Annotated in this window: 17 protein-coding genes and 1 pseudogene; 6 read left to right on the top strand and 12 right to left on the bottom strand. The window is 71.9% G+C overall.

Translation table 11 applies throughout. The features are described 5' to 3' along the window. Nucleotides 1–7 precede the first annotated feature (7 nt). From ACGFWE_RS22760 to ACGFWE_RS22725, 8 genes are all read right to left on the bottom strand, one after another. Entirely contained in the window at nucleotides 8–961 is a 954-nt protein-coding gene (locus ACGFWE_RS22760; protein ID WP_352386448.1) for a substrate-binding domain-containing protein, read from the bottom strand. Nucleotides 962–963: 2 nt separating this feature from the next. Beyond that, nucleotides 964–3,405, bottom strand: coding sequence for a SpoIIE family protein phosphatase (locus ACGFWE_RS22755; RefSeq protein WP_393601270.1), 2,442 nt, complete (start codon nucleotides 3,403–3,405; stop codon nucleotides 964–966). Nucleotides 3,406–3,482: 77 nt separating this feature from the next. Further along, nucleotides 3,483–6,689: an amidohydrolase family protein gene (locus ACGFWE_RS22750; RefSeq protein ID WP_393601268.1), complete on the bottom strand. Its 3,207-nt coding sequence runs from the start codon at nucleotides 6,687–6,689 to the stop codon at nucleotides 3,483–3,485. Between the two features lie 122 nt (nucleotides 6,690–6,811). Further along, nucleotides 6,812–7,411: a hypothetical protein gene (locus ACGFWE_RS22745; protein ID WP_352386454.1), complete on the bottom strand. Its 600-nt coding sequence runs from the start codon at nucleotides 7,409–7,411 to the stop codon at nucleotides 6,812–6,814. A 148-nt stretch (nucleotides 7,412–7,559) separates the two neighbouring features. Further along, nucleotides 7,560–8,888, bottom strand: a complete 1,329-nt coding sequence (locus ACGFWE_RS22740) for an enolase C-terminal domain-like protein (RefSeq protein ID WP_352386456.1) — start codon at nucleotides 8,886–8,888, stop codon at nucleotides 7,560–7,562. A 39-nt stretch (nucleotides 8,889–8,927) separates the two neighbouring features. Next, on the bottom strand, nucleotides 8,928–10,265 hold the full coding sequence (locus ACGFWE_RS22735; protein WP_393601266.1) for a gluconate:H+ symporter: 1,338 nt from the start codon (nucleotides 10,263–10,265) through the stop codon (nucleotides 8,928–8,930). 1,006 nt (nucleotides 10,266–11,271) lie between these two features. Continuing rightward, nucleotides 11,272–11,487: a hypothetical protein gene (locus tag ACGFWE_RS22730; protein ID WP_393601999.1), complete on the bottom strand. Its 216-nt coding sequence runs from the start codon at nucleotides 11,485–11,487 to the stop codon at nucleotides 11,272–11,274. A 381-nt stretch (nucleotides 11,488–11,868) separates the two neighbouring features. Next, on the bottom strand, nucleotides 11,869–12,315 hold the full coding sequence (locus ACGFWE_RS22725; RefSeq protein ID WP_352386460.1) for a PLDc N-terminal domain-containing protein: 447 nt from the start codon (nucleotides 12,313–12,315) through the stop codon (nucleotides 11,869–11,871). Nucleotides 12,316–12,508: 193 nt separating this feature from the next. On the opposite strand from ACGFWE_RS22725, the pseudogene ACGFWE_RS22720 reads away from it, so the two are divergent. Beyond that, nucleotides 12,509–12,960, top strand: a pseudogene (locus ACGFWE_RS22720) (DUF2252 family protein); the annotation flags it as partial. A 65-nt stretch (nucleotides 12,961–13,025) separates the two neighbouring features. On the opposite strand, the gene ACGFWE_RS22715 reads toward ACGFWE_RS22720, so the two are convergent. Both ACGFWE_RS22715 and ACGFWE_RS22710 read right to left on the bottom strand, forming a co-directional pair. Next, entirely contained in the window at nucleotides 13,026–13,547 is a 522-nt protein-coding gene (locus ACGFWE_RS22715; RefSeq protein ID WP_352386462.1) for a hypothetical protein, read from the bottom strand. Between the two features lie 107 nt (nucleotides 13,548–13,654). Then, entirely contained in the window at nucleotides 13,655–16,327 is a 2,673-nt protein-coding gene (locus tag ACGFWE_RS22710) for a LuxR C-terminal-related transcriptional regulator (RefSeq protein WP_393601263.1), read from the bottom strand. Nucleotides 16,328–16,487: 160 nt separating this feature from the next. On the opposite strand from ACGFWE_RS22710, the gene ACGFWE_RS22705 reads away from it, so the two are divergent. Then, nucleotides 16,488–17,123: a hypothetical protein gene (locus ACGFWE_RS22705; protein WP_393601261.1), complete on the top strand. Its 636-nt coding sequence runs from the start codon at nucleotides 16,488–16,490 to the stop codon at nucleotides 17,121–17,123. Next, on the top strand, nucleotides 17,120–17,575 hold the full coding sequence (locus tag ACGFWE_RS22700; protein WP_352386467.1) for an RDD family protein: 456 nt from the start codon (nucleotides 17,120–17,122) through the stop codon (nucleotides 17,573–17,575). Before ACGFWE_RS22705 ends, ACGFWE_RS22700 begins: the two co-directional genes overlap by 4 nt. Nucleotides 17,576–17,734: 159 nt before the next feature. Here the strand turns inward: ACGFWE_RS22700 and ACGFWE_RS22695 are convergent, their stop codons facing one another. Beyond that, a complete protein-coding gene (locus ACGFWE_RS22695; RefSeq protein WP_393601259.1) occupies nucleotides 17,735–19,138 on the bottom strand; it encodes an MFS transporter in 1,404 nt (467 codons plus the stop codon). Between the two features lie 157 nt (nucleotides 19,139–19,295). Between ACGFWE_RS22695 and ACGFWE_RS22690 the strand changes: the two genes are divergently transcribed. The 3 genes from ACGFWE_RS22690 to ACGFWE_RS22680 all read left to right on the top strand — a co-directional run bounded on the left by ACGFWE_RS22690 (nucleotide 19,296) and on the right by ACGFWE_RS22680 (nucleotide 22,413). Next, the gene (locus tag ACGFWE_RS22690; RefSeq protein ID WP_352386471.1) at nucleotides 19,296–19,718 is read left to right on the top strand and encodes a hypothetical protein; all 423 of its coding nucleotides are present in this window, start codon (nucleotides 19,296–19,298) and stop codon (nucleotides 19,716–19,718) included. Between the two features lie 48 nt (nucleotides 19,719–19,766). Then, nucleotides 19,767–21,542 carry a SulP family inorganic anion transporter gene (locus tag ACGFWE_RS22685; RefSeq protein WP_393601257.1) on the top strand — a complete coding sequence of 592 codons (1,776 nt, stop codon included), beginning with the start codon at nucleotides 19,767–19,769 and terminating at the stop codon, nucleotides 21,540–21,542. A gap of 376 nt (nucleotides 21,543–21,918) precedes the next feature. After that, nucleotides 21,919–22,413, top strand: coding sequence for a DUF1269 domain-containing protein (locus ACGFWE_RS22680; RefSeq protein ID WP_393601255.1), 495 nt, complete (start codon nucleotides 21,919–21,921; stop codon nucleotides 22,411–22,413). Nucleotides 22,414–22,446: 33 nt separating this feature from the next. On the opposite strand, the gene ACGFWE_RS22675 is transcribed toward ACGFWE_RS22680, so the two are convergent. Continuing rightward, nucleotides 22,447–23,745 (bottom strand): diacylglycerol/lipid kinase family protein, encoded by a 1,299-nt coding sequence (locus ACGFWE_RS22675; protein ID WP_393601253.1) that lies wholly within the window; start codon nucleotides 23,743–23,745, stop codon nucleotides 22,447–22,449. Between the last annotated feature and the right edge of the window lie 24 nt (nucleotides 23,746–23,769).

Raw genomic sequence — 23,769 nt, 5'->3', positions numbered from 1 at the left:
CGACGTATCAGAAATCCAGGTCGATATCGGGGAAATCGGGCAGGTCGGGGAGGTCGGACTCGGGCTCCGAGCCGGGCACCGGTCGGCAGCGTCCCGTGCTCCCGCGCAGGGTGATCAGCGGCTTCAGCAGGACGTGCCGGGCGGGCGCGTCCGGTGAGCGCAGCCGCCGCACCATCAGGTCCACGGCGACCCGGGTCATCTCCTTCGCGGGAATCTCGGCGGCGGTCAGGGGCGGGTTCACCTGTTCGGCCCAGGGGCTCGCCGCCACGCCGACGACGGAGAAGTCGCGCGGCACGCTGCGGCCGTTGCGGGTGAGTCCGCGGTAGACGCCCTCCAGGGCCGCTTCGTTCATGGTGACCAGCGAGGTCGTCGCCGGGTCGTCGCTCAGGATCCGCTCCACGACCTCCTCCCCCGAGGCGACGTCGTCGCCGCACAGATAGGCGTGCGGGGTGAGCAGCAGTTTCTTCATCGCCTCGGTGTAGCCCTCGTCCCCGAGCCGGGCGAAGCCGTAGCCGCTGTCGAAGAGCTGCTCGGACCGGTTGACGAAGGCGATCCTGCGATGGCCGAGATCGGCGAGGTGCTGGACGCAGCCGCCGGCCAGACCGGCGAAGTCCAGGTCGACCCAGCCGGCCGCGTCGGCCCGGTGGTTGCGGCCGATGGCCACGAACGGGAACCCCGCCTCGGCCAGGAACTCGACGCGGTCGTCCTCCCGGCGGATCTCCATGACGATGACGCCGTCCACCCGCCGGTCGTCGACCATCCGGGGGAACGAGGGGTCGTCATGGGCGCCGGCGGGTGCGAGCAGCAGGTCGTAGCCCTGCGCGGCGGCGGCCTCGGCCACCCCGCCGACGAAGGCGAGCTGCATGGTGGTGTACTCGCCCAGGCGGCCGGCGGGCGGGTAGAGGAGCCCGAGCGTGTGCGTGCCACGGCCGGGGTCGTCGGTTCCGGGTCGCTCTGCCATGGTCAGCCGGCCGGGAGGGACTGTTCGGCCCAGATGGTCTTGCCCGCGGGGGTCTGGCGGGTGCCCCAGCCCTGGGTGAGCTGGGCGACCATGTGCAGCCCGCGACCGCCCTCGTCGTAGGTGCGGGCGCGGCGCAGATGCGGGGCGGTGTTGCTGGCGTCGGAGACCTCGCAGATCAGGGTCCGGTCGCGGATGAGCCGGAGGCCGATCGGTACGGCGCCGTAGCGGATGGCGTTGGTGACCAGCTCGCTCACCACCAGCTCGGTGACGAACGCCGCCTCCTCCAGGCCCCACGCCCTGAGCTGGCGGGTGACCTGGGCGCGGGCGTCGGCCACGACCGACGGGTCGGAGGGCAGCGACCAGGCGGCGACCTGGTCGGCGTGCAGGGCACGGGTGCGGGCCAGGAGCAGCGCCACGTCGTCGGAGGGGCTCGCGGGCAGCAGGGCCTTCAGGATGGTGTCGCAGGTGGCCTCCAGCGAGGTGGCGGGGCCGGACAGCGCTTCGCAGAGTCTTTGGAGCCCCAGGCCCACGTCGCGGTTGCGCGTCTCGACCAGGCCGTCGGTGCAGAACGCCAGCAGACTGCCCTCGGGCAGCTCGATCTCGGTGCACTCGAAGGGCAGCCCGCCGACGCCGAGCAGCGGGCCGGGCGTCAGCTCGACCACGCGGGCCGTCCCGTCGGGGAGCAGCACGACGGGCGGGACGTGACCGGCGCTGGCGACGGTGCACACCCGGGACACCGGGTCGTAGACGGCGTAGAGACAGGTCGCGCCGATCTCGCCGCTGACGAGGTACGGCTCGTCCGGGGCGATGTCCTCCTTGTCCGTGGCGAGGTGCGTGACCAGGTCGTCGAGGTGGGTGAGGAGTTCGTCCGGGGGCAGGTCGACGTCGGCGAGGGTGCGGACGGCGGTGCGCAGCCGGCCCATGGTGGCGGAGGCGTGGATGCCGTGGCCGACCACGTCCCCGACGACCAGGGCGACCCGGGTCCCGGACAGCGGCACCACGTCGAACCAGTCGCCGCCGACGCCCGCGCCGGTCCCGGCGGGCAGATAGCGGTACGCCACCTCGACGGCCGCCTGCCTGGGCAGGTCCCGGGGCAGGAGGCTGCGCTGGAGGGTGAGGGCGTTGGTGCGTTCGCGGGTGTAGCGACGGGCGTTGTCGACGCCGACCGCCGCCCGGCCGGCGAGCTCCTCGGCGAGGAGCAGGTCGTCCGGTTCGAAGGGCGGGGAGCCTTTGACCCGGGCGAACACCGCGACGCCGAGGGTGATGCCCCGGGCGCGCAGCGGGGTGGCCATGACCGAGTGGAAGCCGAACTCCGCCACCCGGGCGGTGCGCGTCTCGTGCCCGGCGATCCATGCCTCGAAGTCGGGGTCGTCCACGCCGCTGAGCACCGGTTTCCCGTCGGCCAGGCAGCGGGCGGGCGGTGAGAACGGCGGGTAGGTGTCCATGTCGCCCAGGTCGATGGCGGCCTCGGGGACGTCCTCTCCCTCGGCGGTGGACTGATGGGCCGCCCTGCGCAGCACCACGGCCGCGTCGACCGGTCCCGGTACGGGTTCGTCGCCGCGCAGCACGGAGTCGAGGAGATCCACGCTGACGAAGTCGGCGAGGCGGGGCACGGCGAGGTCGGCGAGCTCCTGGGCGGTGCGGGTCACGTTCAGGGTGGTGCCGATGCGGGCGCCGGCCTCCTGCAACAGCGCCAGCCGCTGCCGGGCCGCGTGCTGGTCGGTGCTGTCGAAGGCGGCGGTGCCGACCCCGACGACCTCACCGGTGCCGGGGTCGCGGACGGGCCACAGCTCGATGACCCAGGCGCGGTGGTGGGTGGAGGTGAGGAGGGGGGTGGCGGGTGTGGCCCCGGGTGCGCAGGACGGCTCCGGGGCCAGACACTCGTAGCGCAGCGGGACGCCTTCGTCGGCGACCCGGCGCACACTCCGCAGAAAGCCGTCGTCGGCGAGGGCGGGTGCCTGCCGCTCGCCGTCCGTCTCGGGAGCGCCCTCGCCTCCGCCCTGGGCGACCGCGTTCCGCTGCCATGCGCCGGACGCCGTGGCGTGGGTCGAGAGCGCGATCGAGGACTGGTCGAAGGCCCACTGCACCAGGGGCGGGCCGGTGTGCGGGAAGAGGGTCACCACGAAGCACCGGGCCCTGCCGTCGGCGTCCAGCGAGGGCTGGGCGTGCAGGGTCGTCTCGACGCGGTGGCCGTCCCGATGCCGTAGTGCGGCCGTGCCCCGCCATTCCTGGGAGCCGGTGGGGGAGAGCCCGGTCGCCTCGGGAGCCGCCGCACCGTGGAGCAGATCGGTCGCGGCGCGCCCTACGACCGCGGGGGCGCGGTGGCCCAGCAGCCGTCGAGCGCCCTCGCTCCACCCGGTGACCACGCCGTCCAGGCCGAGGGTGACCGTCGCGACATCGGATGACCACCCGCTGTGACCATTGCCTTGATCAAAAGTGGCCATTCTTGCTCAATTCGCGCGGTGAGGTGCCTCACAGACCCAGGGTGCGCGCCGCACCGGAATCGGACAAGTCAGACCCTTCACAGCTCGGCCCCCGGATCGCAGCACCCCTCACGCCGCATCTGCCGGCTCACCTCGAGCCATTCCGCGTCGGAGGACGCGCCAGGGGACGCGTCGGAGCGCCGCACGGAGTCGAAGGCGTCCACGAGGTCCGCCTGCTCGAAGGGCACACCCCCGCGCAGTACCACCACCGTGCGGATCAGAGTGTCGAAGTCGGTGAAGGGATCACCGTCCACGACGGTGAGATCGGCGAGCTTGCCCTCCTCCAGGGTGCCCAGCTCGGCGTCCGCGCCGAAGACCCGGGCGGGCAGCAGGGTGGCGGTGCGCAGGGTCTCGGCCGGCGAGAGGCCGCCGCGGTGCAGCGCCCGCAGGGCGAGGTGCAGATGCAGTCCGACCGGCACGAGGGGCTGGTCGGTGCCGAGCGCGACGAGACCGCCGTCGGCGAGGATTCGCCGATAGATGGCCAATTCCCGGTCGAGCGTCGCGAGTTGGGCGGACGTGGGGGGCAGCCCGGCCTGTTGACGGACCAGCGCGGTGTCCCACGGCGGCATCAGCGTGGTGACACGGCGGTCCTCGGCGAGCGCGGGGTCCGCGCCCAGCAGGGCGAGCGCCGTGAACGGGGTGGCGATCAGGTGGAAGCCCGCCTCGGTGTAGATTTCCCGGACGTCCTGGTGGGCGCGGCCCGTGGCGGTGGTCGCATGCCCGAACTCCAGCCGCTGCGTGGCCTGCAGATGGGTCGTCAGGTCCTGCCCGAGCTGCACGCCCGGCGTACAGAGGTGGCTGCCGCTGCGCACCCCGAGCCTCTCGTGCGCGAAGTCCGCGGCCTCCTTCATCAGCCAGCCCGGGGCGCGGACGTACGTCTTCACGAAGTCCCAGTCCAGCGCCGCCGCACGCGCCAGTGAGCGGCGCAGCCCTTCGGGAGTGCGGTGGGCGCGGCCCATGCTGTAGGCGACGCGGGCTCCGTCGAGCAGTTCGCCGGTGGTCAACAGCCGCGGCCCGGCGAGCGCGCCCGCGGTGACCGCCTCGCGGATGCGGGCCTGCTCGTAGGCGAAGCCGCCCAGGGAGACGGCGGTCGTGATGCCGTAGGCGAGTTGGAGCGCGGTCTGCCGTCCGCCGTAGGTGCTCTGCCAGGGGTGGGTGTGCGCGTCCCACAGTCCCGGGAGCACGGTGCGCCCGCTCGCGTCGACCCGTCGTGCGGCCGACCGTCCGGCGCGGTGCGGGGAGACCTCCGCGATACGGCCGTCACGGATCAGGAGGTCGATGTCCTCACGGACGTCCTCCCCGGTGCCGTCCCAGAACCGGCCGGCGTGCACGAGGGTGTCGGCGGGGCGGGGGCGCCGGTAGCTCAACGGCACCTTGACGGTACGGGACTTGCCGCTGCGGACGTCGATGAGGCGCGGGGTGCCTGCGGAGAGGTAGAGCAGGGTGCGGGCGTCGGCGGACCAGGAAGGGTGGTCGGCGGGCTCGGTGGTGAGGCGGCGGGGCGTCCCCTCGGGGGTGCCGTCCGCGCGGACCGGGAGCAGCCACAGGGCGGACTCGGTGACGACGGCCATCCAGCGGCCGTCCGGCGACCAGACCGGGCCCGAGTCGTAGCGGTCGGACAGGGAGGTGTGCGGGGCGAGGGCGTGCAGGGCGGCGGTTCCGGTGGTGGTGTCGATGACCCTGATGAGGTTGTAGCCCTCGCGGAAGCGCTGGTTGAGCCGGTTGCGATCGCACAGGGCGACATACCGGCCGTCCGGGGACCAGCTGGGGCGGCCGGGCAGCCCGCCCGCGCCGAGCGGGGCGACGAGGGTGCGTTCGTCGCCGTCCGGCAGGTCGCGCACGATCAGGTTGCCGGACATGTCCAGGCAGGCCAGCCGGGTCCCGTCGGGCGAGAGCGCGGGGAGGACCCGGCCGCCGTCGGCGAGCACGGTCTCCTCGCCGGAGTCGAGGTCGCGGCGCCGTACGGCGAACAGCCCGTCGCGGTCGTCGCAGTACAGCAGGGCGGTGCCGTCGGGTGTCCAGGCCGGTCCGGAGACATAGCGGGTGGGCGGGACGTGGAGGATCTTCCGGGGCGGGCGGCCGCCCGATGTCCCGGCGGTCCACAGGGAGTTGAGTGCGGCGAAGGCGATGCTGCGGCCGTCGGGCGAGAGCGCGGGCAGGTGCAGGGCGCGCACCCGCCGGATGCCGGTGCCCTCGAAGTCGTAGGCCTTGCCCCGGTAGCGGGGCCGTTCGACGGGCATCCGAGCCGTGAACGGGATCTCCTCCGCCGCCGCGGGCGCCCCGGAGTCGAGGAGGCGGAAGTGGCCGTCCACCGCGAGCAGGAGCCGTTCGCCGTCGGTCCAGCGGGGCGGAGCGGGCAGGACGTCACCGTCGACGGCGACCGGCGTGCCGTCCACGACGAGGGTGCACGAGGCGCTGGGGGCGGGCGTGGTGCGCAGATACGCGAGCGTGCCGCCGGACGAGACGGCCGGGGTCATGAGCTGGGCGCCGGAGTCGTCGGTGTGCTCCACGGTGACCGGTCCCGAGCCGTCGGCCGCGATCGAGGCGACGGTGTCGGCGCGCAGGGCGCCCGAGGCGGTGACGGCCGCGCGGACGAACAGCACGCGCTCGCCGTCCGGCGACCAGGTGGGGTCGAAGTCCTCCCAGGCACCGCCCTGCGCCGGGCCGTGCTGTCCGGGGTGCCCGGTGAGCCGCGTCAGGGCTCCGGAGCGCACGTCGACGACCCAGATGCGGTACGGACTGCCGGTGACGGTGTCGCCGCCGCGCTCGGAGGCGAACGCGATCCGGGTGCCGTCCGGCGACCAGGCCGGGGCGCGGTCGTCCCAGGGCCCGTCGGTGAGCTGTCGTACGTCGCCGCCGTCGGACCGCAGCGTCCAGAGGTGGAAGCCGCCGCCGCGGTAGGCGCACACGACGAGCCGGCTGCCGTCGGGCGAGAACTGCGGGCGGGTGGGTTCCAGGCCGGGCCGGGTGAGCGCGCGGGCGGTGCCGCCGGTGCGCGGAAGGGACCAGAGCACGTTCTGCACCTCGGCGACGAGCCGGTCACCGGCCGGGGAGAGCGTCGCGGAACCGCCGGTGACGGCGGTCAGGGTGAGGGTGGCCGTGGCCTTGTGGGAGGGGTCCGCCGAGGCGGGTGGGGCGGCGGCCGCGACGGCGGTGGCGGTGGCCGTCACACCGGCGGCCTGGAGGAATCTGCGCCGGGAGAGCGGGCCGGGCCGGGAAGTGTCGTGGGTGCCGTGGGCGTCCAAGGGAGCCTCCAGTGGGCGCGGGTGAGGTGCCGGACGACAGGGCCCTTCCCCACGGGGACCGGTCCTGCGCACCAGCACGGTGTCCGGGGACGTTTTTCGCCCCCGGACACCAACCGCTCAGCTCACAGACCGTCACGCACCATCGCGGCGACGATCCGCACGTGGCGGTCGGCCGCGGCACCGGAGAACTCGTTCTCGTAGTTGAGTCCGTAGGGCCAGAAATGCCCGCCGCCGGTGCTCAACTTGGCCGAGGAACCGTCGAACTGCCGGACCAGAGCGGTCGCCTGGGCACCGGTCCAGGTGCCGCTGCCACCCAGGGAGGACCAGCCCGAGCTCGTGCCCACGCCGATGGTGTGGGCGATCTCGTGCAACGCGGTCCGCTCGGTCATGTAACTGCGGTTGCCGCCGAAGCGGATGGTTCCGTTGATGTTGCCGTCCGCGGTGGGCACGCTCGGGTCGTAGCGGACGGTGAGGGACTTCCCCAGGTCGCTGAGGTTGTTGTAGCGGGCCACCGCGGCGTTCATCGCCGAGGTGATCAGGGTGTACGCCGCCTGCTGGTCCGCGGTGGGGTTGCTCGCCCGCTCCAGGGTCCAGGTGATGGTGGCCGCCGCGACCTGCTCGTGGGGTGCGGGCGCGGCGGGCGGGGCGGCGTGGGCGATGCCGGGGCCGGCCAGGAGCAGGGCGGCGAGCGCTGCTGCCACCGCGGTCTTTCGTGGGTTCATGTGGGGGTCCTCTTGTGGGGGTGGATCCCGTGGGGGGGGGATCCCGTGGGGGGAAAGTCGAGGCATGAACATTGGGAAAGCGCTTTCCAAGTGGCACGGATGTTAATGATCTGACTTGCTCACGTCAACGAGTTCGACCACAGGGAACTCAGCGCACCAAGCACGGCCGCTTCGCGTCGAACGTCCAGCCCTTGATCAGGTACTGCATCCCGGCGGCATCGTCACGACCCGCCGAGGCCACCTCCTCGTACAACTCCTCCGCGGCCCGGAGCCGGTCGCGGTCCAGCCGGACGCCGAGGCCGGGGGTGCCCGGGACGGCGACCTCGCCGCCGCTGATCCGCGGCGGTTCGACGGTGAGCCGCTCCATGCCCTCCTGCCAGATCCAGTGGGTGTCGAGGGCGTTGTACTCCCCCGGGGCGGCGGCACCGCAGTGCGCCATCATCGCGAGCGAGATGTCGAAGTGGTTGTTGGAGTGGCAGCCCCAGGTCAGCCCCATGGCGTGGCACAGCTGGGCGACCCGGACCGAGCCCTGCATGGTCCAGAAGTGCGGGTCGGCGAGCGGGATGGACACGGACTGGAGGGCCAGGGCGTGGGTCAGCTGCCGCCAGTCCGTGGCGATCATGTTGGTGGCGGTGGGCAGCCCGGTGGCCCGGCGGAACTCGGCGAGGATCTCCCGGCCGGAGTAACCGCCTTCCGCACCGCAGGGATCCTCGGCGTAGGCGAGCGTGCCGACGAGCGGACGGCACAGCTCGACCGCCTCCCGCAGGGACCACGCGCCGTTCGGATCGAGGGTGATCCGGGCCTCGGGGAACCGCTCCTTGAGGGCGCGTACGGCCTTCACCTCCTCGCTGCCGGGCAGGACACCGCCCTTGAGCTTGAAGTCGCGGAAGCCGTAGTGGTCGTAGGCCGCTTCCGCCTGGCGGACGATCGCCTCGGGGGTCAGCGCCTCCTCGCGCCGGACGCGGTACCACTCGACGTCCGCGCCGGGCTCACGGACGTAGCCGAGGTCGGTGCGGGCCGGGTCGCCGACGTAGAAGAGATAGCCCAGGACCCTTACCGCGTCGCGTTGTTGGCCGTCACCGAGCAGGGCCGCGACCGGGACGTCGAGGTGCTGTCCGAGCAGGTCCAGAAGCGCCGACTCGACGGCGGTGACCGCGTGCACGGTCGTACGGAGGTCGAAGGTCTGGGCGCCGCGGCCGCCCGAGTCACGGTCGGCGAAGGTGTCGTGGATGGTGCGCAGGACGCGTTTGTAGTCGCCGACGCGAGCACCGACGACCAGGGGCTCGGCGTCGCGGAGAGTCCGGGTGATGGCATCACCGCCCGGCACCTCGCCGAGGCCGGTGCGTCCCTCGGAGTCCTCGAGGACGACGACGTTCCGGGTGAAGTACGGAGCGTGGGCGCCGGAGAGGTTCAGGAGCATGGAGTCCCGGCCGGCGACGGGGTGGACGGAGAACTTCGTGACGACGGGTTGGCTCATGGCGGGGCGGTGTCCTTCTGAGGGGTGATGAGGGGGAGGTCAGACGTTCAGGGCGTCCAGCACCTGTTCCAGGACCAGTACACCGCCGAGGCCCAGGAGTGCGAGGACCGTCGTGTACGTGGTGCGTGCCTTGATCGCGTCGATGACGGACAGGTTGAAATACTCCTTGAACATCCAGAATCCCGGGTCGTTGACATGCGAGAAGGCGATCGACCCGCAGGAGACGGCGAGCACCATGACCTCGGCGTGGACCCCGCTGCCCGCGAGCAGCGGCAGTGCGACGCCGGAGGCGGTGACGACGGCGACGGTCGCGGAGCCGAGGGCCACGCGCAGGATCGCGGCGATCAGCCAGGCCAGGATGATCGGTGAGATGGACCAGCCGTCGGTCGCGTCCTTGATGTAGTCGGATATCCCGCCCTCGACGAGAACGTTCTTGAAGGCACCGCCCGCGCCGATGACCAGCAGGATCATCGCCATCGCCTGGGCGGCCTCCTTGCACGAGGTGCTGACCTCGGCCAGGCTGCGACCCATGCGCGGCCCGAAGACCCAGACGGCCACGAGCAGCGTGAGCAGCAGGGCGATGGGCGCGGAGCCGATGAAGGCGACGAAGTGCAGCCCGGCGCTGTCCCCCGAGGTGGCCAGGTCGGTCACCGCGGCACCGGCGATCAGCACGACGGGCAGCAGGGCCACCGCCAGCGACCAGCCCATGCCGGGCATCTCCTCCTCCTCGAAGACCCGTTCGCTGACCAGGCCCTTGGGGATCTCGGGGTTCATCCGCCGGACGAACGGCAGGCGCGGCCACAGCAGCGCGATGAAGGCGCCGACCGGGACTGCGATGAACAGGCCGTAGAACAGGGTGAGTCCGACGGAGGCGTGGAAGGTGGCCGCCACGGCCGTGGGGCCCGGGTGGGGCGGCAGGAAGCTGTGCATGGTGGACAGGGCGATCGACATCGGCAGCCCGACCCAGAGCAGGTTGACCCGGGTGACCCGGACGAGGGTGAAGGCGACGGGCACGATGATGACGAAGGCCACCTCGTAGAACATGGTCACGCCGATGAGCATCGCGGACAGCACCATGGCGACCTGCACCCAGCGCGGGCCGCACACGTCGAGCAGTCTGCCGGCGATCCGTTGGGCGGCGCCGGAGTCCCCCATCACCCGGCCGACCATGGCGCCGAGCCCGATGGTGAGCATCGTGTCGCCGATCTGGCCGCCGATGCCCTCCGACAGGACGTCCGGTATCTCCTCCAGCGCTATCCCCTGGACCAGGGCGACACCTACGGCGACCAGGAGGAGGGCGGCGAAGCCGTTCAGTCTCAGCTTCGTCATCAGAAAGAGCAGGACGAGGACGCTGATCCCGACCACGACGAGCGGCATGTGTCAGTTCTCCCTTGAACCGGCAGAGCGGTGAGGAGAGTTCGGCGGAGTAGCCCGTGAGTCACCCCACTGAACTCGGTCCTCATACAAAGACATCGTCTACATATGAGGACGGAGGCTAGATGTAGGGATCATCGAAGGTCAATGGGTGGGCGCACATCACCTTGCGATCGGCCAACGCCGGAGGGCGTCGGCGTCCCTGCGGTGGGGTCGGCGGGTCGTGTCGCCGCGGTGCTCGAGCTGCTCGCGGGGCGGAGCGCGCTCACGGGGGCACCGGGGGTTCCTCGGAGCGCGCGTGCGTTTCCTTTGCGGACCGTTGTCGAGTGCGGCTGAGTCAGCCGGTGCCGACGAGCCGTTGGGGGCGTTCACGGGCTCGGTCGGCCTGAAGGAGCGGGCACCTGGCACGGGCAGAACGTGGGTTGGCGGCTGCCCTCGCATGCCGGGGCGTCCGGGGAGGCACGCACCGACGCCGAACTCCCCGTCGCGGACGAGCCATTGGAGGCGTTCTCAGGCTCGGTCGACCGGCAGGAGCGGGCATCTGCGCGCACGATCAGCCGCGCGGGCCAGTGGCGGCCCTCGCATGCCGGGGCGCCCTGGGAGGCACGCGCCGATTCCGAACTCCCCGTGGCCGAGCAGCTGTTGGAGGCAATCACAGGCTCGGCCGACCGGCAGGAGCAGACATCTCCGCACGATCAACCGCGTGCGCCGGCGGGTACTCGCGCACGCCTCGGCACCCGGAGACGCACGCGCAAATGCCGAACTCCCCGTGGCCGAACAGCCACTGGAGGCATTCACAAGCTCGGCCGACCCGCAGGAGCAGACATCTCCGCACGAACAGCCGCGTGCGCCGGCGGGCCCCGTATGCCGGGGCGCCCGGGGAGGCACTGTTCGCGGAGCGAACCGATGCCGAAACTCCCTGTCGAGGGCGAGCTGTTGGGGGCGTTCACGAGTTCGGTCGACCGGGGGAGGCAGTCGTCGGGATCGTCGGGTTCGGATTCGCCTTGCGCTACGACACGACCACCGTCGACGCGTTCAGCTGCTCGGTGTGGCGGGAGGTTCGTTCGATGCTCGGATCGGCGGGGCTGCTCCGCGAGGCAGGGGCGAGGGCGGGGCGCGCGGTCTCTTCGACTGCGGCTCCGCGCGGGCGGAGCCGCGTTTCGCTGCGGACCGGCTTCAGCGAGGTCGTCGCGCCCCGGGCCTCCCCGGACAGCGTCCCGGACATCTGCCCCGCTCCCCTCGAGCCCGCCCGGCTCGGCGTCGAGGTGATGATGCACGGCGACGACGACGGCCTGCGCGTCCCGCCGCGGCTCGCGCAGACCCAGGTCGTCGTGCTCGCGACGGCTGCGCGAGGCCTTCGGTCTGCCCCATCCCCGCGTGAGCGTCACCTCGTCGACACCGGTGTGCTGTCAGTCGCAACCGACCCGTCCCGTCGACGACGACAGTCCGCGCGGCGTGCTGGGGCTGTGCCGTCACGACCGCAGGACCGACGGTGCGGTCTGGCAGTGGGTCATCGAATCGACGGCGCTTGCCTCAGTGCCGCTCCCCCGGGACCGCAGTGTGTCCACGGCCGCCTTCTCGGCCGTGGACACCGCTCACTGCTGGCCTACGCCGGGACGTTCGGTGTGCGCCCGCCGCTCAGTACCAATTCCTTCGCCCTGCGGAACTCGTCCTCGGTGATGTCACCGCGAGAACGGATCTCGGACAGCCGGGCGAGTTCGTCGACGCTGCTGGACCGGCTGTCGGCACTGCCCGCCGTCTGCCGGATGTAGCTGTCGAAGGACTCCTGCTGAGCCCGCGCCTGCGCAACCTCCCGGCTGCCCATGTGCTTGCCGCGTGCGATCACGTACACGAAGACGCCCAGGAACGGCAGGATGATCACGAACACGAGCCAACCGGCCTTCGCCCAGCCGCTCATGGCATCGTCCCGGAAGATGTCGACCACGATGCGGAAGAGCAGGACGAACCACATGATCCACAGGAAGAACAGCAGCATGCTCCAGAAGACGCTCAGGAGCGGGTAATCGTACGCGAGGTACGTCTGGGCGCTCATGTCTCTCCCCTTCTCTACCGGGCGACCGCCCGGTAGGAGTTGTCTCCTGTCACAGCGTGCGCATGGCGAGAACGGACCTGCCTCACCCGAGGCGGGTGAGCGCGCTCGCCGTCCCCCGTGGCCGCAGGCCGCCGCGTCACCCATGACGGGTGATCCATACGCACGGCGGCGGAGATGAAGTGGGGCCGGACGTCTGCTCCAGGCCAAGGAGGCGCAGGAATCGGTGCTCTCCGCCCACGTGGGCGGAGATCCGTACGACAACCAGGGCCACCGTGTCGTCGCGGGACAGCATCTGATCCAGGCGACCAGTGACACTTCCTGGGCTGGACGCACGTCGTGGGTCTCGACGGCAGGGGCCGGGACTTCTACCTACGTCAACTGCGGGACTGGAAGGAAATCGCACAGCCCGAGAGCATGGAGCCCCGCCTGCTCTCGTTCTTCGGGCGGCTGTGCGGGGCCTCCCTGGCCCGCGCTCACGCCCGCTCGGGCGACCCCGTCGCGATCTCCGCCTACCTGGGCGGCGGCGACCGCTTCGACCGTGCGCTCACGGAGTTCGCCCAGTCCTACGCCGACCGGAACCAGCGCGACTTCGAAGCCCTGGGAGCCGCCGCCCGGTCCGGCAGGATCACCGCACTATGGCTCTGACGCCACCGGCGGGGAACCGTCCGGGGTCGGCGCGCCGGGCCAGTACATCGGGTCGGCGCGCCGGGTCAGTGCGTCAGAAAGATCTTGAACAGGACGATCAGCAGACCCAGCAGCAGATTGACGAAGGCGGTGACCGCCATCAGACGCCGGCCGGCGCCCGCGCGATGTGCCGCGAGGGTCGACCAGCCGACCTGTCCCGCGACGGCGACGACGAGCGCGAGCCAGAGACCGCCTTGTACGCCGATGCCGAGCAACGGGCTCACGGCCACGGCGACGGCGGGCGGCACGGCGGCCTTGACGATCGGCCATTCGTCCCGGCACACCTGCATCACGACCCGGCGGTCGAGGGCTTCCCGGGCCAGCCGTGCCCCGAACAGCTGGGCGTGTACATGGGCGATCCAGAACACCAGCCCGGTGAGCAGAAGCAGCAGCACCAGTTCCAGGCGTGGAAACTCGCCGAGTGTGCCCGCGCCGATCACCACGGAGGCGGCCAGCATGGACCCGTAGACACCGCCGGTGTAGTCGGTGTGCCGAGGATCCCGGACGCCGCTCTCGGGTCGTCCCGTATCGATCTCGCTCCTGGGCATGCTCACCACCCTTCGCGCGGTGTCCGCGCCGTGCCGACCGGCCCATCGCAGCCGATGGGAGGCGCCGTCCGGCTCACCCGCCGCGGGCGAGCCGGACGGCGCGCGGTTCACAGCAGCCCGAGCTCTCGCGCCCGGCGTACCGCGTCGTTGCGCCGGTTCACCGCCAGCTTTCGGTAGACGCTCTTGAGATGGGTCTTCACCGTGTTCACGGAGACGAACAGCTCGGCGGCGATCTCCTCGGTCGACATCATCAGGGCCAGACGCTGCAGCACGTCGCTCTCCCGCCCGCTCAGTTCTTCCACCACCAAGGGCGGGGACGGGTCCAGGAACTGGGGATGGCTGCCCGGACGCGGTGGTGGCCCGGCTGTCAGCCAGCCTGCCGCTAGGCCCTGGCAGGGCTCCGCGGTCAACAGGCGACGCATCCAGGAGCCGGCCTCCAGGAAGGGCCGCCGCAGCCGCTCGTGCCGGGCTGCGGTGAGTGCCTGGACGACGAGCCCGCGGGCGGTGACGCGGTCTCCGCCGTCCTCCGCCGCCTGCGCCCGCACCAACAGGGCTCCGACGGTCACCGCGGGGCCGCTGGGGCCTTTGGCACGCAGCCCGTCGAGCGTGTCGATGGCCGCACGGGCATTCCCCGTGGCGAGCTGAGCCCGAGCGGCTTGCACGGCACAGACCTGCTGGTCCTCGGGGGCGTCCAGCAGCACCTTCGCGGCCGTGTCCGGCCGTCCCTCGGCCAGATGCACGGCTGCGGTGGCGAGGGCCGACTGCCCGCGTGCCCAGGGCGAGACCTCGACGGCGGGCACGAGGTGGTCCAACGCCGCCGCGGCCGCGGCCGGTTCGCCCTTGGCGAGCAGCAGACGCGCGGTGGCCACCGACCGGCCGGCCAGCGTCACCGGATCCCGCAGCGCCCCGCCCGAGTGTGCCGCCTGGTCCAGATAGGCCTGCGACTCGGTCAATTCGTTGCGGTCGGCGGCCACGGCGGCCAGGACCAACTGCTCGATACCGGAACCGGACGGCGTGGCCAGGCCGTACCGCGCCGTCTCGGTCATCGCCGCCAGTGCCTTGCGCTCCGCCCGGCCGAGCCAGCCGTTCAAGTAGTCGATCAGCGCCAGATGCCCCAGGGACTCCTCCCGCAGCGGCGCCGTCAGGGCTCCGCCGGCGGAGTCGGCCACGGTACGCAGCGCGGCGCGCGCCTCCTCGAACCGTCCGGCCCACACCCGTGTGGAGCCCAGGTGGGTCAGCAGGAGAGCGGTGAGTTCGGGATGCTTGTCCAGAAGGTGGGCGGGCACCTCCTGCCGCAGTTCCTCCGCGGCCTCCGCCGCCTTCTCCGCCTCGCACGGCGAACCGGTCAGCCGGGCCGCCAGGGTTTCCAGCAGGGCACAGCTGAGCCGGCCCGTCGCGGGCTCGGACTCTTCCGCGGCCAGCCCCGCCTCGGCATGGTGCAGGTGGGCCAGGCCGTGGTCGATGTCGGACCGGGACAGGTCCCGGGCCGCGCGGACCAGGTCCGTCGTGGGGCTCGACGACTCGGGACCCATCCGGGAGAACAGTTCGGTGATGTCGTCGGCGCCCCGTCCGGTGAAGAGCCGGCCGATCGCGAGATCCTCCACGAAGGCGCGCGTGGTGAACTCCCAGTCGCCCGCGGCGGCTCCGTGCACCAGGGTCTCGGTGAGTGATCCGGAACTGCGCAGCCAGTGTGCGGCCCGCCGGTGCAGCTCCGGCTCCAGGTCGGGAGAGCGCAACCGCAGACGAGCCCGCAGGATTTCGCCCAGCAGCGGATGAAGACGGTGCCATCCGTGCCCGAGATCCTCGACGAACGCGTTCTCGCGCCGCAGCCCGTCCAGAAGGGGTGCGGCGTCGGTGCGGCCGGTCAGGGCGTTCGCCAGGTCGGGGCAGAACCGGTCCAGGACGCTGACGCGCATCAGGAGGTCCTGGGTCACGGCCGACTGCCGGCCGAGCACCTCGGCCAGCAGGAAGTCGGCGACCGTGCTCCGGTCCGCCTCGAAGTCCTGCAGATAGGCCTCCGGATCCCCGCTCTCCTGGGCGGCCAGGGCACAGAGCCTCAGTCCGGCGGCCCAGCCACGGGTGCGGTCCACGACGGCACGCACGGCGGGCGGGAGCAGGCTCAGGCCGTGGAGATCGAGCAGTTCGGCGGCTTCCTCGGGGGTGAAGGCCAGTTCGCCGTCCCGGATCTCGGTGATCTCGCCGGCCATCCGGTAGCGGTGCAGTGGCAGCAGTGGTTCGGAGCGGGTGACGAGGACCAGGCGGAGTCCGGATCCCGCGTGGTGCAGGACGAACTGGAGCTGTTCCTGGGTCTGCGAGGCGGTCACCCGGTCGTACTCGTCGAGCACGACGATCGCGGGAAAGGGACGACGGCTGAGATCGGCGGCCAGTCGGGCCAGCAGTTGGTGGTCGATCCGGTTCGCTTCCACCGGGGAGCCGACCTCGTCGGACACCGGCAGGCCCGAGGCACGCAGGGCTTCGAGCAGGTACGCCCAGAACATCCCGGGGCCCTGCCGGCCGGCGTTCGCGTCGAGCCAGGCGACGGGCCGGTCCAGGTTCTCGGCCCAGTCGGCGACCAGCAGGGTCTTGCCGGCGCCCGCCGCGCCGTTGACCATCGTCAAGGGAGTGTGGAGAGACTGGTCGAGGTGCCTGACCAGGCGCTCGCGCCGCAGGAAGGTGGGAGGTCTGGCCGGCACGGCGAACCGCATGCGCAGATAGGGGTCTCCCAGGGGATCGAGACAGGGAGCCGTCGGTTCCCGGGCCTTGTCGTCCCTCGTACTCATGGCGCTCACTCCCAGTGTCCTTGGGTGGCGCTCCCCCTCAGCAGCTCTCAGCATTACCGTACATATGCTTTCTGCATGGGGCCTCCCGGGACGGGACCGGCTCGTCCCCTCACCCGTGACGGATGATGTCCTCGCGGCGCCGTGCTGGTGCGATGGCGGGGTGACCGGAAACAACGGCGTGGGACTTGCCAGGGCGGTGGCGCGGCTGCCGCTTCGCGTGCTGGGTGTCCTCGCCGGGGGTACGGATGTCCTGACGCGCAGGCTGGTGACCGCCGTCGTGGACCGGATCGACCTGGACGACGTGGTTTCCCGGGTGGACGTGAACAAGGTGGCCGACCGAGTGGACATCGCGCGGGTCGCGGACCGGGTGGACGTGAACCGGATCGCGGCCCGGATCGACGTGGACGACATCGCCGGCCGGATGGACGTCGACCGGATCGCGGCCCGAATCGACCTCGACGGCATCGCCGGCCGGATGGACGTGAACCGGATCGCCGACCGGATCGACGTGGACCGGGTCGCCCGGCGGCTGGACGTCGACGCGGTCGCCGGGCGTATCGACGTCGACGCCGTGATCGCCCGCGTCGATCTGGTCCCGCTGACCTTGGGAGTGCTGACGCAGATCGATCTGGGACGGATCGTCAAGGACACCGGCGGCGGAATGGCCCAGGAGACGATCGACGCCGTCCGTGTCCGCGGCCTTCGGGGCGACCGGCTGGTGAACCGGGTGACGGACCGGCTGCTGCGCAGGACGGGTCTGCCCGAGGCGCCGACCGAGATGCCGACGCCGCCGTGACGTCTGTCGGGCGGGCGCGGCCACGGGGGTTCCTGGGGTCCCCGGCCGGACTGGTCTCCCGTGCGGTCGCGGCCGGTGTCGACGCGGTCGTGGTGGCCGGCCTCGGACTCGTCGCCCAGCTGTGCGTCGGGGCCGCCCGGCTGCTGGTCACCGGACCGCCGTTCCGGTACCCCGACCCGCCGGACTGGCTCACCGCGACGGGCGGCGCGGTGATCGCCGTCCTGTATCTCACCGGCAGTTGGGTGTCGGCCGGGCGTACCGTCGGAGACCGGTTGATGGGCCTGCGCGTGACCGCCCGAACCGGACGGGAACTCGGCGTCCCGCGCGCCTTGTCGCGCGCGGTGCTGTGCCTGGTGTTCCCGCTGGGACTGCTGTGGGTCCCGGTCAGCGCAACCCGCTCGTCGGTGCAGGATCTCCTCGTGTCCAGCGCGGTCCGCCACGACTGGCGCTGAGCGCGCGTCCGCCGCCTCCCCCGCGCGGGGTGGTGCGGTCACTTCCCGCCCACCGCAGCCTGATCCCGGCGACCCCGACGAAGGGGTGATCCCTGGCGCTCGATGAGAAGCTCGACCGGGCGCAGCAGTAGCCGGGCCTCGCGAAAGCGGGGCGTACGGTCACCGAGGGGGCCCGGTCCGCGGCAGCTTCGCCGCCGCGACCAGCCCGCCGCACCCGATCACGACCAGCACGATCAGCGCCGCCGCGTACGCCCCGAAGGCGGGGTCGGCGACGAGGATGGTGCCGGCGATCGCGGTGCCGAAGGACGATCCCAGGTTGGACACGCTGCGCGACAGGCCCGAGATCTCGCCCTGCTGCTGCTCTCCGAAGCTGGACTGCACCACGTTCACCGACGGGGTCAGCATGACGCCCAGTCCCAGCCCGATCAGCAGCAGCCCGGGCACGAACGCCCAGGCGCTCGTCCAGGCGTTCACCAGGACGATGAGCAGCCCGATCCCGCAGATCGTGACGGCGAAGCCCGTCATGACGAGCGTCCGCTGCGACCACTTTTTCGCGAGGCGCTCGGCGCCGAGCGAGGCCGCGAGGAGGCCGGCCGTGGCCGCCGTGAAGACCACGCCGGTCCGGATCGCGTCGTACCCGCGGACGACCTGGAGGTAGGCCGCCGCCACGAACGACACCCCCATGAGCATCAGCCACTGGGCGTTCTGGGTGATGAGGCCGAGATTGGACGTGCGGTCGCGGAACAGGCTCGTCGACAGCAGCGGCTCCGCGCCGGAGCGTTCCCTGGCGCGTATCCACCGGTAGAACCAGACGAGCACCAGCGCGCCGACGACGAGCAGACCGGCCGCCAGCCAGCCGTTGTCGTCGATGGCCAGGATGCCCATGACGACGAGGACGAGCCCGACGGCCGACAGGACGGCACCGCCGGTGTCGAAGACCCGCGTCGGATCGGGCGGCAGCGGATCCGTGATCCGCCGGCTCAGCAGGATGATCACCACGATGACCAGGGCCTGGAAGACGAAGGCGGCCCGCCAGCTGAGTGCCGAGGTGATGAGCCCGCCGATCAGCGGTCCGGCGGCGGCGCCAATGCCGGCGAATGCCATGACCGTTCCGAACGCGCGGGCCCGGGCCACCACGTCCGTGAACAGAAGTGTGGTCAGGATGTAGACGGGCGGGATGAGCAGGGCCGTACCGACGCCCTCCAGCAGGGAGTTGCCGAGGATGAGGACACCGAGGTTGGGCGCGGCCGCGCTGAGGAGGGCTCCGACGCCGTAGACGGCGAGGCCGATCAGGAGGCACCGCTTGCGGCCGAGGCGGTCGGTCAGCTTGCCGCCGGGGATCATCAGGGCCGCCATGACCAGCAGGAAGAGCGTGATCGCGAGCTGCACGCCCTGCACGGTGGTGTCGAGGTCCTCGCTGATGTCGTTGATCATCACGTTCATGTTGGAGCCGGCGAAGCTGCACACGAACTGGGCGAGCGCGAGCGGCGCCAGCACCGCGCGCGCGGTGGCCGGTGACCGGCCCGCCGTACCGCCTCCGGTGGGGCTGTGCTGTACCCGCATGTCTTGCCTCCGGCTGCTGGGTTCGCCTCATCGTCGCCAGTCGGCGCCCCACCGGTCGTCACCCCCCGAGGGTGAGGACAGAGGCGCCCCACCTGGAGCGACACTCGTGGGCGTAGCGCTGCAACCAGTGCCGGAACCGAAGACGGAGGTATCTTCCATGGCCACTACCACCACTTCGCACCACCGTTCGGCAACCACCGTTTCCGCCGCCGGCGGCTTGACGGTCTTCGCCGCCGTGATGCTGTTCCTGGCCGGCGTCCTCGGCATATTCCGGGGGATCATGGCGATCGCCGAGGACGAGGTCTTCCTGAACACCCGCAATTACGTCTTCAAGTTCGACCTGACGAGCTGGGGCTGGATCCACCTCGCCCTCGGGGTGATCGCGGTGGCGGTGAGCCTGGGCCTGTTCGCGGGGGCCACCTGGGCCAGGGTGTGCGGGGTGGGCATCGGCGGGCTGGTGATCATCGCCAACTTCCTGTCCCTGCCGTACTACCCGTTCTGGTCGCTCACGCTGATCACGATCAGCGGATTCATCATCTGGGCGCTGTGCGTGGTGAGGCCGGACGACCTGCACGACTAGCGGTCCGGATGCGGTCCGGTGGTACACGACCCGGGGGAGGTGGTGAGCGTGCGCGACTTCGTGCCAGGGCTGCGGACGTTCTCGGCCTACCGGCGGGAGTGGCTCCTCAAGGACGCCGTCGCCGGCGTTGTCCTCACCACACTGCTGGTGCCGCAGGGAATGGCGTACGCGGAACTGGCGGGGCTGCCGCCGATCACCGGCCTGTACACCTCCGTGCTGTGCCTGCTGGCCTACGCGGTGTTCGGCCCGTCGCGGTTCCTGGTGCTCGGTCCCGACTCCTCGCTCGGGCCGATGATCGCCGCGACGGTCCTGCCCCTGATCGCCGCCGGCGGGGACCCGGGGCGGGCGGTCGCGCTCGCCTCGGTGCTCTCCCTCATGGTCGGCGCGATCACGCTCCTGGCCGGTGTCGCCAAGCTCGGCTTCATCGCCGACCTGATCTCCAAGCCGACCATGATCGGTTACATGAACGGGCTGGCCCTGACCATCCTGATCGGCCAGTTGCCGAAGCTGTTCGGCTTCAGCACGGACGCCGACGGGCTGGTGCACGAGCTGGACGCGTTCGTGCGAGGCGTCGCCGACGGCGACACCGTGCCCGCCGCGCTGGCGGTCGGTGCCACCGGCATCGTGCTGATCCTGCTGCTGCAACGCGTGCTGCCGAAGGTGCCGGCGGTGCTCGTCATGGTCGTGGCGGCCATCGGGGCGACGGTGTTCTTCGGTCTGGGCGAGCGCGGGGTCGACCTGGTCGGCACCCTGCCCGAGGGTCTGCCGCCGCTCACGATCCCCCACGTCGGCCTGGACGACCTGGGGCCGCTGTGCGTCGGCGCCCTGGGCATCGCCCTGGTGTCCCTGGCCGACGGCATCTCCAACGCGACGGCGTTCGCGGCCCGCACCGGGCAGGAGGTCCGCGGCAACCAGGAGATGATCGCGATCGGTACGGCGAACGCGGCGGCCGGTCTCTTCCAGGGCTTCCCGGTCAGTACCAGCGGATCACGTACGGCCGTGGCCGAACGGGCGGGCGCCAGAACGCAGTTGACCGGTGTGGTCGGGGCGGGGCTGATCGTCCTGATGCTCGTGCTGGTCCCCGGTCTGTTCCGCAATCTGCCGCAGCCCGCGCTGGCGGCGGTCGTCATCACGGCGTCCCTGTCGCTGGCCGACCTCCCGGGCGCGGCCCGGCTGTGGCGGCAGCGCAAGGCGGAGTTCCTGCTGTCGACGGCGGCCTTCCTCGGGGTGGCGCTGCTCGGTGTGCTGCCCGGGATAGCGGTCGCGGTGGGCCTGTCCATCCTCAATGTCTTCCGGCGGGCCTGGTGGCCCTACAGCACGGTCCTGGGGCGGGTGTCGGGTCTGGAGGGCTACCACGACATGCGCTCCCACCCGAACGCCCAACACCTGCCCGGCCTGGTGATGCACCGCTTCGACGGCCCCTTGTTCTTCGCCAACGCCAAGGCCTTCCGCAACGGTGTCGTCCGGCTGACCCGCTGCACCCCACGGCCCCGGTGGGTACTGCTCGCCGCCGAGCCCGTGACCGACGTGGACACGACCGCTTCCGACGTGCTGGAGGATCTCGACGAGGCGCTCGACGAGCGCGGCATCAGCCTGGTCTTCGCCGAGCTGAAGGATCCGGTGCGGCGCAAGATCGAGCGCTACGGGCTGACCCGCACCATCGACGCGGACCGCTTCTATCCTACCGTCGAGGCCGCCGTCGCCGCGTTCCGGGAGCAGACGGGCGCCGAGTGGGCACCGGTCCCGCCGTCGCCCGAGCAGCTGACCGACCAGGACCCGAACACGCGAGAGCCGACACCCGGCAGGTCGCGGGCCGCGTGGTAGCTCCTCGCCCCAGCGGCCAGGCAGGCGAGCGGGCCGGGGCGTGCGGTCCCTGCAGCCCCCATGGGCCCGGCTGCCTCCTCACGCGCTTCCCTCCGTGCCGGGAGCTGCTCCGGCGACCGTCTCCGCAGGCGGTCCTGTCGCGGCTTCACCTTCCACGGGCGAGGCGGTCCGGCCTGCCATGTGGATGACTTTGGCCTCGTACGACGCCAGTGGCACCGCCACCACGAGCGACGGCGTGTGCCGCCGTCCCTCGTGGGCCATCGGCGTCGCACCCCGTGTCCACGGCCGCGGATGTTTCCTCACCTGTCGCGGGTGACGCGAGGGCGGGCGCGCTGCTGCTGGATGAGGAGGGATGGTTCCGCCGAAGGGAGTTGTCGTGAACAGCATCGGACCGGTCCAGCTGTTGACCGTCGAGTTCGGCCCCGACGCGAAGTTCGAGGGCCGTATCGTCGAGGAGCTGGACATTCTGGAGGCGAACGGGCAGATCTGCGTCCTGGACATGCTCTTCGTGGGGAAGGGGCCCGGCGGTGCACTGTTCGCCCTGGACTACCAGGCCGAGGGCATGGGCGAGACCGTGGCCGCGCTGCTCGGACTTCCCAGCGAACGCATCCAGTCCGCCGTGGCCACCTACCCGTCGCTTGCCGAGGGCAACGCCTTCGGACTCACCCCCGACGAGATCAGGCAGACGGCCGAGTCCCTGGACCCCGGGAGCTCGGCGGGGTTCATCCTGCTCGAACACGTCTGGGCGAAGTACCTGAGGAGGGCGATCCGCGACGCGGGCGGCGTGCCGGTGGCCGAGGGGTTCCTCACCGAGGAGGCGCTGCGACCGGTGACCGCGGAACTCGTCGCCTCGGCCCGGCGGGTGGACTGACCCCCTCGCCGGGTGATCCGGCAGCCGGTCCGGTCAGGGCCGTCGGTGATGCCCGCCGGTGGACCGGGCCAGTCCGAGCCCGGCGACCCGGCGCCAGTCGAGCGGCGGCCGGACCCGGCGCAGGCCCGGCCGCTGCCGGGGCACGATCACCCGCAGCGCCCGGGGCCGCAGCTCGCAGCGCACCGGCACGGGCAGCCGTACCGCCTCTCCGTCGATGCCGACCGGGATCCACGCCCGGTCGGCATCGACGACGACGTCCCGGGCGGCGGCCCGCGTCAGTTCGGTGGACTTCCGTGTCCGCAGCAGTCCTACGACCCTGACCGCACCGGTCACATGGACACCGACCACGCCCAGCTCGCCGCCGTCGAGTCGTCCCCGGCGGCCGAGACCGGCGAAGTCGCCGGTGCCGCAGGGATTGTTGCTCACCAGCAGGGCCTGCGGATCGGCGATGGTGACCTCGCCGACCCGGGCGCTGAGGTGTGCGCCCTGATGACCCGTGAGGAGGTCGGGGAGCAGTCCCAGGGTGGTGCGGGTCTTGTCGTCGCGGTAGGAAGGGCTCTGGACCACCTCCGCGTAGGCACCGAGCGACACGTTGTTGACGAAGGGGCGGCCGCCCGCGCGACCGAGGTCGACGTGGAGTTCCACGCCGTCGTGCAGGGCGTCCAGCGCCTTGGCGGGGTCCTCGCGGTCCAGGCCGAGGTCGAGGGCGAAGTGGTTGCGGGTGCCGGCCGGGATCACCAGGAAGGGCACGCCGAGCGTGGCGGCGACATCGGCGACCAGCGCCTGTGTCCCGTCCCCGCCGGCGACGCCGAGCAGGTCGGCGCCCTCCGCGACGGCCGTGCGGGCCAGCGCGGCCACATCGGTGTCGCCGCCCCGCTCCAGGATCAGCACCTGCGCTCCGAGCGCCTCGGCCCGCTCCTGAAGGGCGAACCGGCCTACTTTCCCGCCGCCCGATCGCGGATTCATGATGAGCACGGGGTGACGGATTCCCGGTGCGGGGAGTTCGGGCATCGGGACGGGCACGTCGTCCCGCGCAAGGGCGGCCCGCCCCGCTGCGACCGCGACCAGCCACAGTGCTCCCGAAAGAGCGACAACCCAGGCCAGATGGGCCCTGGTGAACATCACCAGCACCCACGCGGGCGCGGTCAGGGCCAACAGGACGGCGAGCGTCCGCAACAGCCCCCGCCTGGTCAGGGCCCACCAGATCGCGGCTCCCGTCATGACGAGGCCCGCGATCGCGACGCCCGCGAGGGCGAAGGTGCGCAGCCCCGCGAGACACCCAGGGTCAGCACGGCCGCCGCGGCCGCGGCCAGCGAGAGGCGAGCCTGCCACGGCCGGCTCCGTACGGTCGGTTCC

The organism is Streptomyces sp. NPDC048523 (assembly GCF_043199815.1).
Classification (GTDB): Bacteria; Actinomycetota; Actinomycetes; order Streptomycetales; family Streptomycetaceae; genus Streptomyces.
The sequence above is the reverse complement of the archived record's forward strand: the minus strand, read 5'-3'. Positions and strand labels throughout refer to the sequence as shown.

Bases quoted from the DNA above. Each gene is read 5' to 3' on its own strand.
- ACGFWE_RS22710 (WP_393601263.1), bottom strand. From the start codon at position 16,327: ATGAGTACGAGGGACGACAAGGCCCGGGAACCGACGGCTCCCTGTCTC.
- ACGFWE_RS22725 (WP_352386460.1), bottom strand. From the start codon at position 12,315: ATGAGCGCCCAGACGTACCTCGCGTACGATTACCCGCTCCTGAGCGTC.
- ACGFWE_RS22745 (WP_352386454.1), bottom strand. From the start codon at position 7,411: ATGAACCCACGAAAGACCGCGGTGGCAGCAGCGCTCGCCGCCCTGCTC.
- ACGFWE_RS22715 (WP_352386462.1), bottom strand. From the start codon at position 13,547: ATGCCCAGGAGCGAGATCGATACGGGACGACCCGAGAGCGGCGTCCGG.
- ACGFWE_RS22695 (WP_393601259.1), bottom strand. From the start codon at position 19,138: ATGCGGGTACAGCACAGCCCCACCGGAGGCGGTACGGCGGGCCGGTCA.
- ACGFWE_RS22690 (WP_352386471.1), top strand. From the start codon at position 19,296: ATGGCCACTACCACCACTTCGCACCACCGTTCGGCAACCACCGTTTCC.
- ACGFWE_RS22760 (WP_352386448.1), bottom strand. From the start codon at position 961: ATGGCAGAGCGACCCGGAACCGACGACCCCGGCCGTGGCACGCACACG.
- ACGFWE_RS22730 (WP_393601999.1), bottom strand. From the start codon at position 11,487: ATGTCCGGGACGCTGTCCGGGGAGGCCCGGGGCGCGACGACCTCGCTG.
- ACGFWE_RS22735 (WP_393601266.1), bottom strand. From the start codon at position 10,265: ATGCCGCTCGTCGTGGTCGGGATCAGCGTCCTCGTCCTGCTCTTTCTG.
- ACGFWE_RS22755 (WP_393601270.1), bottom strand. From the start codon at position 3,405: ATGGCCACTTTTGATCAAGGCAATGGTCACAGCGGGTGGTCATCCGAT.
- ACGFWE_RS22740 (WP_352386456.1), bottom strand. From the start codon at position 8,888: ATGAGCCAACCCGTCGTCACGAAGTTCTCCGTCCACCCCGTCGCCGGC.